The organism is Phycisphaerales bacterium (assembly GCA_035627955.1).
Classification (GTDB): Bacteria; Planctomycetota; Phycisphaerae; order Phycisphaerales; family UBA1924; genus JAEYTB01.
On record DASPKU010000001.1, the window covers coordinates 441,963 to 455,228 of the forward strand.

Sequence of the window (13,266 nt, forward strand, 5' to 3'; positions counted from 1 at the left end):
GCATTGCCCCCGGCTGCATGGGGGCCGAGCTTTGGCGAACACCTCTCCGTTCCAATTCGACATGTATCGGCTCAACCTCGAAGACGAGGAGCCGTCCTTATACCAACCTGACCTAAAGGCACTGAGAAGTGACGCAGACATCGAGCGGGTAATCGAGCTGGCCTGTACGGAAGGCTTCGATGAGCGGACCGCGACTGAGACCACTGAGTTGACGTGGGCGCTGCGGTCATTCACGCGATCAACCGCAGACGATGGAGGTACCCTAGTCGTTGTGCAGTTGATCCGCGCTTTGAGGTCAAAGGTTGCGCCAACTCTCACCGACGGTGGTGTCGTTGAAGACCGAACGGAGTTCCACCCGGCTCCGGCGGAGTATGTGCACCTGATCTTCCGTATGAGCAGACATGCGGTGGCGGTTGAGTACAGGTCAGCGCTTCTCGGAACCGAGGCGTGGCGAGGGTCGCTGCAACGCATACTTGGGAAGTCTGCGGCCGAACTCGGCTTCGGCACGAGGATCGAACTAGAAGCGATCCCCGAGAAGAACGAGATCATGGAGGCATTCGCCTCGTTCGACAAGCTGACGCGGATGAAGGTCGTGCTGCGACTCCCGAATCCTGAGATCTCGCGCAGCGCTCAAGACATCTACAAGCGGATGCAGGATGGAGGAGTCCGCGAATGGGTGCAGAAAATGTACAACCCTCGCGGACTCTCACAGGCCTCTGGACAACTGCCTCATGCCTCTGCTGAGCTGGCACAAGCTGGTTACAAGAAGGGCGGTGTTGAGTTCCAAGGTGTGAAGAACGGGGAGCGTAAAGCTGTCAAGACGGGACGAAAGGCTGCGCGAGGTTCAATCGATACCGCTCGCGATGTGGCTCGCGGAATGCTTGCGAACGCGCGGACGAAGGAGACAAAGACTTGCCTGGAACAGCTGATTCGTGAAATGGACGCTGTCAGTCCGCCGCCAAATGGCTCAACCAAGAAGATGAAGATCGGGAACACAAAGAAGGGGCGCAAGTGAGCCACCCCCTCGCAAGGTTCCGACCTCAACTCTCCTGGGGCATTTTGGTCGAGTGCATCCTCGCCGGCGTGGTGTACGCCATTCTCCGGGCATCCTTCGAGTTCGCCGCACTCTCAAAGTTCCTGGAAACTACGGTGGACCTTTGGACCGCGCTGGTAGGGGTGCTGTTCGGAGGAGCACTTGCAGCATGGGCTGCGTTCGCTGCGGCAGTCGCGGGCCCTTTTGGCGAATACCTGGAGCACGAGGGCAAACTCCGTGCCTTCTCGACCGTCTTCCTCATAGCAGCGGCGGTTTTCTACGCCTCGACGGTCCTGCTCATCGTCGCCAAGGGCGTTGATGTCGCTTGGTTCAGGCACTGCGCGATTGTCGCCATTGTGTACTCCCTCGCGAACGGGATCACGTTGCTCACCAACTCGGCGCACGTCTTGGTGATGCACTCGGGATTCCAGCGCGAATACCGAGACGCAATGAGCCAGTTGGAGCGCGAAAAGAAGGACGGCCTGGGTCGTTGAGCAAAGTCGGAGTGTATCGATGACCTGTCCCCTCCCCTAGCCCGCGCACATGGAGCTGCTGGGGTGGAGGAGTTCACAGTCATGCCCAGTAACGGCATTGCTGTCCCGTTCCCTGATAACCCTGGGACGAAGCCCAGCAATCCTGCCCAGCAACCGCGAGTTCCTGCCCAGTTCCCCGTCGTCACGGGGCGGGAATCGGCAGCCATGGGGCTGAAGGATGCGGTTGCGGGGCAGCGGCGGGGCCGTGATAGGCGGTTTCTGATGGATTCGGGGCAGAAGGGCTGAAGCGGGTGGGCGTTCTGGACGACCTGTGAGGTGTAGCGCGGTGCGGCAGGCCCGGGCCGCACCGTCAGCAAGGACCCATTTGCAGGAGCACCACCCCATGGCCACCGTCAACAACAACCCGATCCCGCGTTCGCCGCGGCCGGCCGTGCAGGCGTGGGGCAGGGCGCACGCACCGATCTTCGTGGGCCAGGCCGAGCAGCTGGGGTTGCCGGAGGAGCAGGCGGCACTGTACAAGGCCGCGGTGGACGAGCTGGACGCGGCGGTGCGGGCCCAGGAGGCGGCCCGCAACGTGTACCGCACGGCGACCACCAACGCAGAGAAGGCACTGGCCAGGCTGCTGGCGGTGCAGGGCGACACGGTGCGGATCATCCGCGCCTACGCCGAGAGCACGGACAACCCGCAGGCGGTGTACTCGGCCGGGCAGCTGCCCCCGATCGCCACGCCCACGAAGATGGCCGAACCCGCGCAGCCGCGGAGCGTGACGGCGTCTCTGGTCGCCACGAGCGGCGCCATCGAGCTGCGCTGGAAGGCCAAAAACCCCGAGGGCAGCAGCGGGACCAGCTACATCGTGCGCCGCCGCCTCCCCGGCGAGGCCGCCTTCACCATCGTGGGCATCACCGGCAAGAAGCGCTACACCGACAGCACGCTCCCCGCGGGCCACGGGCGGATGGAGTACACGATCCAGGGCCAACGGAGCGACCTGTCGGGGCCAGTGTCGGCGTTGATGACGGTGAGCTTCGGGGCGGTCGAGGCTTCCAGAGCAACCCGGCTCGCGGCGTAAGGACTGACGGTAGCATGCGGGCCGATGCCCCCCAACACCCTGCAACTCGCGGCGGACCGGCTCGGGAACTCGCTGAGGCTCTACGCAGAGTCCTCCCTCACCACGCCCGCGCTGGCCAAGGTCGATCTCGAAGAGGCGGTTGACAACCACGACCGGGCGTTCGACGGCGTGCTCGGGGCGATGGCGTCTGCGCACGACGCCCTGGGGACCTCCACTCCCAAGGTGCTCAACTTCTACGCGTTCGGGGACACCACGGCGGTGCTCCTGGTGCGGAACGCCCGTCATCACAACACCGGCGGGCTCTTCCAGAGCTGGAACGCGCTGATGCTCAAGCACGGCGGCCTCAAGCAGCGCGCAGGGGCTGAGTTCCTGATGGTGGACTACACGCTGCTCGCCGGTGAGGGCACGGTGTCGAGGTACTACCTTCTATGGGATGACTTCAGGGCGGTGCTCGCCGACCCGACCGCGCGCATCCGCGACCGGGGGGCGTCAGCTGTACTCCTGGATCAGGAGTGCGGCTTCGACGCCATCAGAGTGAAGGCGGCGGCCGAGGGCTACCCCGCCAATCAGGTGTTCGTCAACCTGGTGCCGATCATCATGAACGCAGCGACGCGGGTGTTTGCAGCGGTGGCAACCTCCGGGACATCAATCGTCGGGTTTGACTCGGGGGTGTATTCGCGGCACTTCGCGTCAGGCCCGCTGGCGGACCTTCGGAAACCCACGTTCACGAAACTCCGCGCACCTCTGGCTTAGCGGGCTTATCGGAAGGCGCCAATGGCCTAGTCCTGGATGAACTGCTCGGCCATGCCGCAAGGGGCCTTTGGTTGCCGGGTGGACCAGCCGTTCACCTCCCACTCGCGGGGGTGTGGTACGCTGGTTCCGGCCGTCGTTGGCCCGCGGCTGCCGGCCATTTCAAAAAGCCGCTTCTCCCAAGGCAGTCAACAGAGGACCCACCATGAACACCCGCGTGCTCGGCCTTCTCGCCCTGGTACTCGGTTCGTTCGCCGCGACGGCCTCCGCTCAAACCGGCGCCTGCTGCCTCATGAGCGGCGGCGTGCTCCAGTGCGTGCAGACCACGCACAGCAACTGCGCCGCCCACGGCGGCACTTTCCAGGGGTCCGGCACCGCCTGCCACAGCAACACCTGCGTGCCGCCCGCCAACGGGGCCTGCTGCCTGCCCAACCACACCTGCGTGCAGACGACGCACACCGGCTGCGCCAGCCACGGCGGCGTGTTCGATGGCGCGGGCTCCTCGTGCGCGGCCGCGTGCCCGCCGCCTCCCGCCACCGGCGCGTGCTGCGTGGGCACTACCTGCTCCGTCCGCACGCACGCGGAGTGCGGGCACCTGGGCGGGGTCTACCACGGCGACCACACCGCCTGCACCGCGACCACTTGCCAGCCGCCAGCCCTGACGGGCGCCTGCTGCATCATCGGCGGCGGGGTCGCGGCCTGCCATCAGCTCGATGCCGCGGCGTGCGCCGCCCACGGGGGCACGTTCTCGGGCGCGGGCACGTCGTGCGCCCATGTCCAGTGCGTTCCGCCGGCGCCGCACACGGGCGCGTGCTGCATCAACGACCACTGCTTCCTGATGACCGCGGCAGACTGCCACGCCCACTCGGGGGCGTACGGCGGGGACGGCAGCGACTGCCAGCACACTCATTGCGGCGAGCCCCGTGGCGGGGTGGGCTGCACCGCCGACTTTAACGGCGACGGGGACATCGGCACCGACCAGGACATCGAGGCGTTCTTCGCCTGCCTGGGCGGGACCTGCTGCCAGACGTGCTTCGCGCGGGGCTCGGACTTCAACGGCGATGGTGACTACGGCACCGACCAGGACATCGAGAGCTTCTTCCGCGTGCTTGGAGGCGGGAACTGCTGAGAACGCAAGGGTGACGACCGGGCGGGCGGGTGCTGCGGCGTGCTCGTCTCTCTGAGCAGCAAGGTCGGCCGCAAACCGGGGGGTCTGACGATGGGCTGCAAGTGCAAGAGCGTGGCGGTAATGGCCCTGGGCGCAGTGGGGCTGATCGGGGCGGGTGCGGTGGTGGGCCTCGCGGGCGGGTGCTCGTCGGCCAGCTCACGCTCGGAGATGGGCGCCGTCAACGATGAGCGGCCCGACTGCCCGGGCAAGATCGTGTGCCCGCTGACGGGCGAGACGATCTGCGCCGACCAGTGCCCGGCGAGAAAGGCGAACTGATCGCAAGATGCGGGGGGGGCGTTAGTCCTCGAGACGCTCCCAGGTAAGCCGAATCACCCAGCCGCCCATGCTTTCGGTCATGGGCAGCAACCCGGACGCCTCCACGGCCGGGGCAAAGGTGTCGGGGTCGTCCACATCAAGGCACTCGTGATTGCCGGCGCGTAGGGCGCCGCTTGCCGCGTCGGAGGGGCGTGTGAACTCGAGCTCGACTTGCCAGAGGTCGCACTCTGAGTCGTCCCGCCATGGCTCATTGACCCACCAGTTGGCGCAGCGGAACGAGACATAGAACCGCCGCCCATCAGGTTCGTCCTGCGTACCCCAGTCGAAGAACAGCTCTCCTGCCCGCAGGGCCTTCGCTGCCGGGACGCAGGTGTCTCGGAACGTGGGCCAGGCGGTCGCGGGTGAGGAGCCCGCCGCCGGCCCCGCATCTGTGAGGGCTCTCTGGAGAGCGGCATGGAGGTCCTGAGGTTTCATGACTCGCTCGAAGTTGTTGCTGATCGAAGTGCATCCAAGGCACTCGCCCAAGTAGCGGGGACCTGTTGCGATCCCAGTCGCACCTTGGGCTTGTTGCTGCCGTGGTAGTCGCTGCCGCCACTGGTCAGCACATTCCGCTCTCTCGCGAGCACGGTGTACTTGGCCGTCAGCTCGGGCGTGTGATCGGAGTGCAGAACCTCGAGGGAGTCCAGGCCCATGTCGCGGAGGCGGGTTACGGCGGTGCGGAGTTCGGCGTCGGTGCCGCATTTGAGCTGCACCGGGTGCGCAAGCACGGCGACGCCGCCCGCGGCGTGGATGGTCGTGATGGCCTCACGCGGGTGGACGAACTCTCGCGGCGGGTTGGCAGGGCCGTGGGTGCCGATGTACTTCTGGAACGCTTCGGCGATCGACGCCACGTAGCTGTGGGCGAGGAGCGCAGCGGCGACGTGCATGCGGCCGATGACCTGCCCGCCCGAAAGGGCGGCGACCTCCTCCATGGTGACGGGCATGCCGAGGGCTGCCAGGGCGGCGAGCATGCGGGGAACGTGCTCGTTGCGGCGGTCGCGCTGCTGCTGGCAAAGCGTGAGCAGGCCGGGGTCGTTATGGCGGATGAAGAGGCCCAGGATGTGGAGGACGCCATCGGACTCGCCCGGCGGCGAATCGAGAATCGCGTCGATGTCGCACGAGAGCTCGGTTCCGGGGACGAACTCGATGCCGAGGGCGGCGCAGGCGGCGGCGCACTCCGCGAGGCCGGCGGTGGTGTCGTGGTCGGTGAGGGCGAGGGTGCGCAGGCCGACGCGGTTAGCCTCATGGGCGAGCTGGGTAGGGGTGTCGGTGCCATCGGAGGCAGTGGAATGGGCGTGCAGGTCGCAGTAGCCCTCGAGGGGTGCGGACGGGTCGGGCACGGCGGAGGTGGTGGTTTGCATGACGCAGGCTAGGAGCAAAGGGCAGCTCTCTCCAATGGGTGACAGCAGTACGTCAGTCTACGTTTCTCGACAGTGTCGAAGCGTTGACTTATGAGAATCACTGTGTAGACTGGCGATGGAGGTGCCAGTGCAAAGCACGCTGAACCCTGCCGTCCTCCCCCTCCCCGAAACCCTCAACTCGGCCGACCAGAAGCCCCGCTGGCAAGCCCTGCGGCGGCTGCCCGACGGCCCGCTCGACCTCGTCGGGGACATCCACGGCGAGATCGACGCCCTCCGCGCCCTGATGCGGCTCCTCGGCTACGACGGGGATGGTGGGCACCCGGAGGGCCGGACGCTGGTCTTCCTGGGCGACCTGATTGATCGCGGGACGGACAGCGCGGCGGTGGTGCGGCTGGTCCAGAAGCTGGTTCAGACAGGCCGGGCCTGCGCGGTGATGGGGAACCATGACCTCAACGCGGTCGCGGGGGCACGCCGGGACAACAACGGTTGGATCTTCGGCCACAAACCCCTGCGGCCGGGAGAGCGGCCCGCCACCGCAGCGGAACGAGAAGAGGTCCTGAGCTTCCTCGCAACCCTGCCCCTCGCGATGGAGCGGGAAGACCTGCGGGTGGTGCACGCACACTGGGATGACGCGGGGCTCGCGATGCTCGCGGGCGAAAGCGGTCCAGCCGAGGCGCTCGCCCGCCACGCGGCCCGGGTGAAGCAGGAACTCGGGGACGAGCCGAACGAAGTAGTGCGAGGGCTGGCAAAGCAGAACCGTAACCCGATGAAGCTGATCACATCGGGCCCGGAGGTGGCGGCGCCCAACCCCCACTACGCCGGCGGGCAGTGGCGCAACGAGCAGCGCAACCCCTGGTGGGAGCGGTACGACGGCGAGAAGTGGGTGGTCTTCGGGCACTACTGGCGCCTGCCGGTCACCGGAATCCAGCAGGACGATGGTCTGCTCTCGAAGTACGCGGTGAATGAAGCCCTCGGGAACGGCCGCGCGATGTGCATCGACTACTCGGTGGGCGGGAGCTGGTGGGACCGCAGCGAGGGGCGGTTCGCGGGGCCCTTCGTCGGGCGGCTGGCCGCAATGCGGTGGCCGGAGCGCGAGCTGGTCTTCGACGACGGCGAGCGGATGCCGGTGGTCCCGCCTGCGGGGAGCCGGGGATGAGCCCGCGCCCGCAGCAGAATCCTTGGCTCGACCCCGAGCGCACGATGGCTGGCTCCCCTGCGGCCAAGTACCTCTCCAGCCTGGGCAAGGGGTCACGCCGCACGGTGCAGGAATCGCTCGCACGCCTGGCCGCGATGCTGACAGGCATCGAGAAGGTGGACCCGTTCAAGGTGCGGTGGGAGCGGCTGCGGCGCGAGCAGACGGTGAAGCTCCGGGCGGAGCTGATGGAGCAGCTGGCACCAGCCACGGCGAACAAGGTTCTGTCGGTCCTGCGGGGCGTGCTGCGGACCTGCCGCGACATGGGGCTGCTGGGAGAGGGCGAGTTTCAAACCGCCGCCAGCTTGGAGAGGGTGAAGCCGAAGCCGCCCGCGGAGGCGGTGCCGGTGAGTGAGGCCGTGCTGCGGGTGATGTTCAAGGCGTGTCTCGACGACAGAACGGCCTCGGGACGGCGCGACGCGGCCCTGCTGGCGCTGTTCGCGTCGACAGGGCTGCGGCGGGCGGAGGCCGTTGCGCTTGACGTCGGCGACTACGACCCACGAAGCGGCCAACTGCACATCCGTGGCGAGCGCCCCGAGTACGACCGGCTGGCGGTACTGGGCAAGCCGGCACGGCAGGCGATGGCAGACTGGCTCGAGGTGCGCTCGCGCGAGCCGGGCCCCCTACTGCTGCCGGTGGACCGCGGCGGCCTGATCCGCTTCCGCCGCATGACCGACCAGGCCATGTACGACATCGGCGGCCGTATCGCGGCACGAGCCGGGGTGCCGAACGTGACGCTGCGGGACATCAGACGTGCGTACGTCATGAGCCTGATCCGCGCCGGGAAGGAACTCGCGGAGGTTCAGTACCTTGCCGGGCACGCGAGCTGGCTGACCACTGCCAGCTACCAGCAGCTTGGTGCAGAGAAGAAGCACCCGACCTACAACGTGGCGAACCTGCCTTATCAACCCAGGAGCACACCATGAACGAAGCCGGGCATGCGATGGTGGTGGCGGACGACGACGTGATCGCGGGGATGATTACGCGGGCAAGGCGGCGCGTGATCGTGGTGGCGCCGGGGTTGAGCGAGGACCTCGCAGAGGACCCCGCTGAGTGCTGGCTGCTACTCGGCCGGGATGCGGTCTCGATCACACTCGATGTCGACCCCGAGGTGTGCCGCCTCGGGTACGGCGACATTAAGGCAGTGCGACTGCTCCAGACTACCGCCGCGAGGCTCGGGGCAACGCTGAACACGCACGCGGGCATCCGCATCGGCGTAGTGATTGCGGACGACGAGACGCTGATCTTCGCCCCCACGCCTCTGAATGTCGAAGCCGCGCCGGCCAGCAACGCGGCCACTTTGAAGCCCAACGCCATCCGCGTGGGCTCGCCACCCCCGGAACTCCAGCGGGACCTTGGCGCCGGCCCCAACGGCGTGCGTGAGCAGATCGTGGGCCTGGACCCCGTGGACAGGCACGTCCTCCAAGCGGTCGAGGCGGATCTTGAGCGACTCCCCCCGGCCCCCGTCGATCTCTCGCGCATGCTCCGCGTTTACACCGCACGGATCGAGTTCGTGGAGCTGAGGCTGCTGGGCTGCATGACCTCACGCAAGACCATCAAGATCCCCGCCGACCTCGTCGGGATTCCCGACGAGAAAACGGGCAATCTCCTGGAGAGCACGTTCCGGCTGATCGACGAGGCCGACGCCGGCGTTTGGGGGACCGAACTGACCCGTATCCGCGACTTCATCGTCGCCCGCTTCCTGGTTCACCTGCCCACCTACGGCTACATCCTGCGGCTGGCGGATAAGCCAAAGTTCGAGCTCGCGGTGCGGACCCTGGTCAAGATGCTCAACCGGGCCCGCCGCCGCAAGGGCGGGCACCTCCAAGCCGCGATGAACCGGCGGCTCGAGGTGCTGCACGCGGCACTCCTCCCCGCCGTGAGCGCCCACCCCCCGGAGCGCTGGTACGTAACTGCGACTCACTCGGACATCCCCGAACTCCTGCGCGAAGAACTGCACGAGCTCGCAGGGACGGCGGAGGAGATGCTAGAGGGAGCCCGGGTCGAACTGCGGTACAAGGGGGTGACCTACGAGACCCTCACCGATGAGGGGTTCTTCGCGCTGGTGAGCCAGCGACTCTCTGATATGCCCGTGCTGCTCGACGAGAGAGAGGCCGTCGCGGTCACCGGTCGAGCCTCAAGCTGACCGGTTGGGGCGGCGGGTGCTCGCGCGCTTCCGTCGCCAAACCAGATTGAGCTGCTGCATCAGGGCGCCCGCGCTGGTGTCAGATCGGGGCCGGGGCCAGGCATGTGTGCCTGGAGGGACCGTGCACCTCCATTCCGGAGGATCGGGCCAGCGGCACAGCCCGCCCCCTGGCCTGTGGGGCCACTCGTAGGCCGCGCAGGTGCATGACGGGCAGTTTGTCCGGCACTGCGGCCCAGACCATCCCGCGGGCCTTCGGCCCCCATGCGAGGCACACCGACCGAGCGAGTCTCCCCAGACCGCCCACCTCGTGCACGGGCAACCATTCCGCATGGTTGCACGGCATCGTCTCACTTCCGCTGCTCGATCGCTGTACGCCATTTTCCTACACTTCACACAGCGTTCCCGGGTGTCGCCTCGAATCGGGTTCCAGTTTACCGGCGCTTCGAGAAGAGATGGATCAGTATCGATTCGAGGAGCCCGGAGCCCAAGTTGAGCCGGTCCCGACCCGTGTGTGCGCCAGAGTCTGCGCCGCAATCTCGAGCCCGTTTGATTCCCTGATTTTCCGACCTGTTCGAAACTCGCGGTGATTAGGAGCCGGTTCCGAGCGGCGTTCGACGCAGCCGCAGGCTGTTCAGCACCACCGACACGCTCGAGAATGCCATTGCCCCGCTGGCGATGATCGGGCTGAGAAGCCATCCGGTCGCCGGGTAGAGCACGCCCGCGGCAATCGGGATGCCCACGACGTTGTAGATGAAGGCCCAGAAGAGGTTCTGGCGGATGGTCCGCATGGTGGCCCGGGAGAGGGCGATGGATTCGGGGATGGCATTGAGGTCGCCGCTGAGGATGGTGATGTCCGCGGCCTCGATCGCCACGTCGGTGCCGGTGCCCATGGCCAGGCCCACGTCGGCCTGGGCGAGGGCGGGGGCGTCGTTGATGCCGTCACCCACCATCCCAACCGCGAGGCCCTGCGATTGCAGCTTGCGGACGTGCTCGGCCTTGTGCTCGGGAAGGACCTCCGCGAAAACGAGCTCGGGAGGGAGGCCGACCTGAGCAGCGACCGCCCCGGCGGTGTGGGCGTTGTCGCCGGTGATCATCGCGACTCGCAGGCCCATGCCTTGAAGGCGGGCTATCGCGGCTCGTGAACTCGGCTTGATGGGGTCGGCGACTGCGACGAGCCCCGCGGCCTTGCCGTCGATGGCCGCGTACATGGGGGTCTTGCCGGCGGCCGCGAGCTCCTTTGCGATCGGTTCCAGCGGGGCCGTGTCGATTCCGCGCTGAGCAAGGAGCTGTCGCTTGCCCGCGAGCACGCTGTGCCCATCGACCGTGGCCTCGATGCCGTGGCCGACCACCGCGTTGAACGACGACGGCTCCGACAGCTGGATCCCTCGTTCAGCTGTCCCGCGCACAATCGCGTCCGCAAGAGGGTGCTCGCTGCGGCGTTCGGCGGAGGCGACCAGACGCAGGAAGCTGGGCTCGTCGAACCCGGGCAACACTCGGACATCGGTCAGCGCGGGCTTGCCGCGGGTGATGGTGCCGGTCTTGTCGAGGATGATTGCAGAGAGCTTGTGGGCGGTCTCGAGCGCTTCGCCACCCTTGATGAGGATCCCGTGCTCGGCACCGCGGCCCGTGCCCACCATTATCGCGGTCGGCGTCGCCAACCCGAGGGCGCACGGGCAGGCGATGATGAGGACCGACACAGAGGTGAGCAGGGCCATGTTCAGGCGGATCTCGGGCGGCGAAATCGCGAACCACACCACGAATGTGACCGCCGCGATCACCAGCACTGCCGGGGTGAACACGCCGCTGATGCGGTCGGCCAGGCGGGCGATCGGTGCCTTGCTGCCCTGGGCCTCCTGCACGAGCCGGACGATCTGCTGGAGGGCGGTATCCTCGCCGACCTTGGTGGCGGTGAACCGGATGGCGCCCGTCCCGTTGATGGTCGCTCCGAAGACGGGGTCGCCGGCGTGCTTCTCGACGGGCACGCTTTCGCCGGTGAGCATGGACTCGTCCACGGAGGTGGAGCCATTCTCGATGCGGCCATCCACCGGGATCTTCTCGCCCGGGCGGACGATCACCGCGTCACCGACAAGCACCTGCTCGACGGGGATGTCCTGCTCGACCCCAGCGCGGATCACGCGGGCCGTTCTCGCTTGGAGGCCAAGGAGCCGCTGTATGGCCGCGCCGGTACGTCCAGTAGCCTTGGCCTCGAGCAGCTTGCCGACGAGGATGAGAACGATGATGGCGGCGGCCGCCTCGTAGTACACGGGCACCATGGGCGCGCCGTGTTGCATCCCGTCATTGACCTGTGCCGCCGCGAAGAACCCGGGCCAGATGGTGGCGGCGACGGAGTAGAGGTACGCGGCCCCGGTGCCCATCGCGACCAAGCTGTCCATGTTGGCGCGGAAGTGTTTGAGGCCCTTCCATGCGCTGCGGAAGAACTGAGCACCGCACCAAAACATTACGGGGGTGGTCAGGGCGAGCTGGAGCCAGTTGATCCAGGGCTTGTTGAGCGCCTCGATAGCCCCGTGCGACATCGCGATCACCAGGACCGGGATGGAGAGAACAGTGCCGACGATGACCTTCCAGAGCAGGGTGCGCTGCTCGTCGGCGTTGACGTGCATGTGCTCAGCGTGCTCGTCCCCGCCGGTGCCGTGGTGCGAGTGGTCGTGATGGGAGCTGTGGGCGACATTCGCGCCAGCGGCGGGTCGCCTGGGGGAGGGGAGCTTCGCCTCGTACCCGACATCTCGGACGGTCTCCACCAGCTTCGCGGGCGAGGTCGCCGCTGCGTCATAGTGGACCGTGGCCGTCTTGGTCGCAAAGTTCACGTTGGCGCCGGAGACTCCGGGGGCCTTCGCGAGCGCCCTCTCGATCATGTTGGCGCAGGAAGCGCAGGACATCCCGCTGACTGGGAGGTCCAGGCGTTGAACGGCCGGAGCGGCGACGGCCGCCTCAGCCCCCTTGTGGCCGTGATGGTGATCGTGGGTGGGCGCAGGAGGAGCGCCCGCCGTGGACGCGGCGTGATGTCCGTGGTTGTGGTTCATGGCTTGCTCGGTTGGTGTTACCTGGCGATCTTCGACATGAGGTCGGTCAGCTCGTCGATCATCTCGGTCTGGGCTTTCGCGTCGCCGGAGGTGAGGGCCGCGGAGGCGCAGTGCTTCATGTGGTTCTTGAGCAGGTTCTTGGCGACGACACGCAGTGACTCCTGCACCGCCGTGATCTGTGTGATGATGTCCGCGCAGTATCGATCCTGCTCGATCATCCGGGCGATGCCGCGCACCTGACCCTCGGCGCGCTTCAGGCGCAGGGTGTTGGCTGCCTTCAGGTCTGCATCAACGGCGTGAGCGAGCCGCTCACCGGGCGCGGCTGGATCAGAGTGGCACCCGCAGGCGGGGCTCGGAGTCGAATCGTTCTTGGAGGGCATGGTTGTGCTCCGGGTTGTGGCTGAGTGGAGGCGTCTGAGAGTCAGTTGCAGCAGCAGCCGGTCCCGCACGACCGCGCCGGCTTCGTTTCATTTTCCGGTGCGACGGCTGCCTTGTACCCGACGCTCGCTAGCTCATCGACTGCCTGCTTGAGGGCGTCTTCCGAGGCCGCGCGGACCGTGGCACTGCCCACCTGGACATCAACAACGGTCAGGCCGGGGATCCCGGACAGGGTGCGTGTAACCCGGGACACGCAGTGGCCGCAGGTCATTCCGTCGATGGTCAGGGTTCGGGTGGCTGACTGGGAGAGGGTGGACATGAT

Annotated in this window: 14 protein-coding genes; 9 read left to right on the top strand and 5 right to left on the bottom strand. The window is 67.1% G+C overall.

Features of this window, described 5'->3' with window-relative positions; all coding sequences use genetic code 11:
• Window positions 1-61 precede the first annotated feature (61 nt).
• From VD997_01805 to VD997_01830, 6 genes are all read left to right on the top strand, one after another.
• Entirely contained in the window at window positions 62-1,015 is a 954-nt protein-coding gene (locus VD997_01805; GenBank protein ID HYE60705.1) for a hypothetical protein, read from the top strand.
• A gap of 44 nt (window positions 1,016-1,059) precedes the next feature.
• The gene (locus tag VD997_01810) at window positions 1,060-1,527 is read left to right on the top strand and encodes a hypothetical protein (GenBank protein HYE60706.1); all 468 of its coding nucleotides are present in this window, start codon (window positions 1,060-1,062) and stop codon (window positions 1,525-1,527) included.
• Window positions 1,528-1,909: 382 nt separating this feature from the next.
• On the top strand, window positions 1,910-2,593 hold the full coding sequence (locus VD997_01815) for a fibronectin type III domain-containing protein (protein HYE60707.1): 684 nt from the start codon (window positions 1,910-1,912) through the stop codon (window positions 2,591-2,593).
• A 24-nt stretch (window positions 2,594-2,617) separates the two neighbouring features.
• A complete protein-coding gene (locus VD997_01820) occupies window positions 2,618-3,346 on the top strand; it encodes a hypothetical protein (protein ID HYE60708.1) in 729 nt (242 codons plus the stop codon).
• A 202-nt stretch (window positions 3,347-3,548) separates the two neighbouring features.
• On the top strand, window positions 3,549-4,472 hold the full coding sequence (locus tag VD997_01825) for a hypothetical protein (protein ID HYE60709.1): 924 nt from the start codon (window positions 3,549-3,551) through the stop codon (window positions 4,470-4,472).
• A 39-nt stretch (window positions 4,473-4,511) separates the two neighbouring features.
• Window positions 4,512-4,787: a hypothetical protein gene (locus VD997_01830; GenBank protein ID HYE60710.1), complete on the top strand. Its 276-nt coding sequence runs from the start codon at window positions 4,512-4,514 to the stop codon at window positions 4,785-4,787.
• A gap of 21 nt (window positions 4,788-4,808) precedes the next feature.
• On the opposite strand, the gene VD997_01835 is transcribed toward VD997_01830, so the two are convergent.
• On the bottom strand, window positions 4,809-5,261 hold the full coding sequence (locus tag VD997_01835) for a hypothetical protein (protein HYE60711.1): 453 nt from the start codon (window positions 5,259-5,261) through the stop codon (window positions 4,809-4,811).
• On the bottom strand, window positions 5,258-6,187 hold the full coding sequence (locus tag VD997_01840) for a PHP domain-containing protein (protein HYE60712.1): 930 nt from the start codon (window positions 6,185-6,187) through the stop codon (window positions 5,258-5,260). The genes VD997_01835 and VD997_01840 overlap by 4 nt, the downstream gene beginning before the upstream one ends.
• Before the next feature lie 127 nt (window positions 6,188-6,314).
• On the opposite strand from VD997_01840, the gene VD997_01845 reads away from it, so the two are divergent.
• From VD997_01845 to VD997_01855, 3 genes are read left to right on the top strand one after another with little or no spacing between them, the layout of a single operon-like run.
• On the top strand, window positions 6,315-7,343 hold the full coding sequence (locus VD997_01845; GenBank protein ID HYE60713.1) for a metallophosphoesterase: 1,029 nt from the start codon (window positions 6,315-6,317) through the stop codon (window positions 7,341-7,343).
• Window positions 7,340-8,305 carry a site-specific integrase gene (locus VD997_01850; GenBank protein HYE60714.1) on the top strand — a complete coding sequence of 322 codons (966 nt, stop codon included), beginning with the start codon at window positions 7,340-7,342 and terminating at the stop codon, window positions 8,303-8,305. The genes VD997_01845 and VD997_01850 overlap by 4 nt, the downstream gene beginning before the upstream one ends.
• A complete protein-coding gene (locus VD997_01855) occupies window positions 8,302-9,525 on the top strand; it encodes a hypothetical protein (protein HYE60715.1) in 1,224 nt (407 codons plus the stop codon). The genes VD997_01850 and VD997_01855 overlap by 4 nt, the downstream gene beginning before the upstream one ends.
• A 587-nt stretch (window positions 9,526-10,112) precedes the next feature.
• On the opposite strand, the gene VD997_01860 is transcribed toward VD997_01855, so the two are convergent.
• Genes VD997_01860 through VD997_01870 form a run of 3 tightly spaced genes read right to left on the bottom strand, consistent with a single transcriptional unit; the run spans window position 10,113 to window position 13,263 of the window.
• On the bottom strand, window positions 10,113-12,566 hold the full coding sequence (locus VD997_01860; GenBank protein HYE60716.1) for a heavy metal translocating P-type ATPase: 2,454 nt from the start codon (window positions 12,564-12,566) through the stop codon (window positions 10,113-10,115).
• Between the two features lie 17 nt (window positions 12,567-12,583).
• Window positions 12,584-12,946, bottom strand: a complete 363-nt coding sequence (locus VD997_01865) for a metal-sensitive transcriptional regulator (GenBank protein HYE60717.1) — start codon at window positions 12,944-12,946, stop codon at window positions 12,584-12,586.
• A 41-nt stretch (window positions 12,947-12,987) separates the two neighbouring features.
• The gene (locus VD997_01870; protein HYE60718.1) at window positions 12,988-13,263 is read right to left on the bottom strand and encodes a heavy-metal-associated domain-containing protein; all 276 of its coding nucleotides are present in this window, start codon (window positions 13,261-13,263) and stop codon (window positions 12,988-12,990) included.
• Window positions 13,264-13,266: the final 3 nt, after the last annotated feature.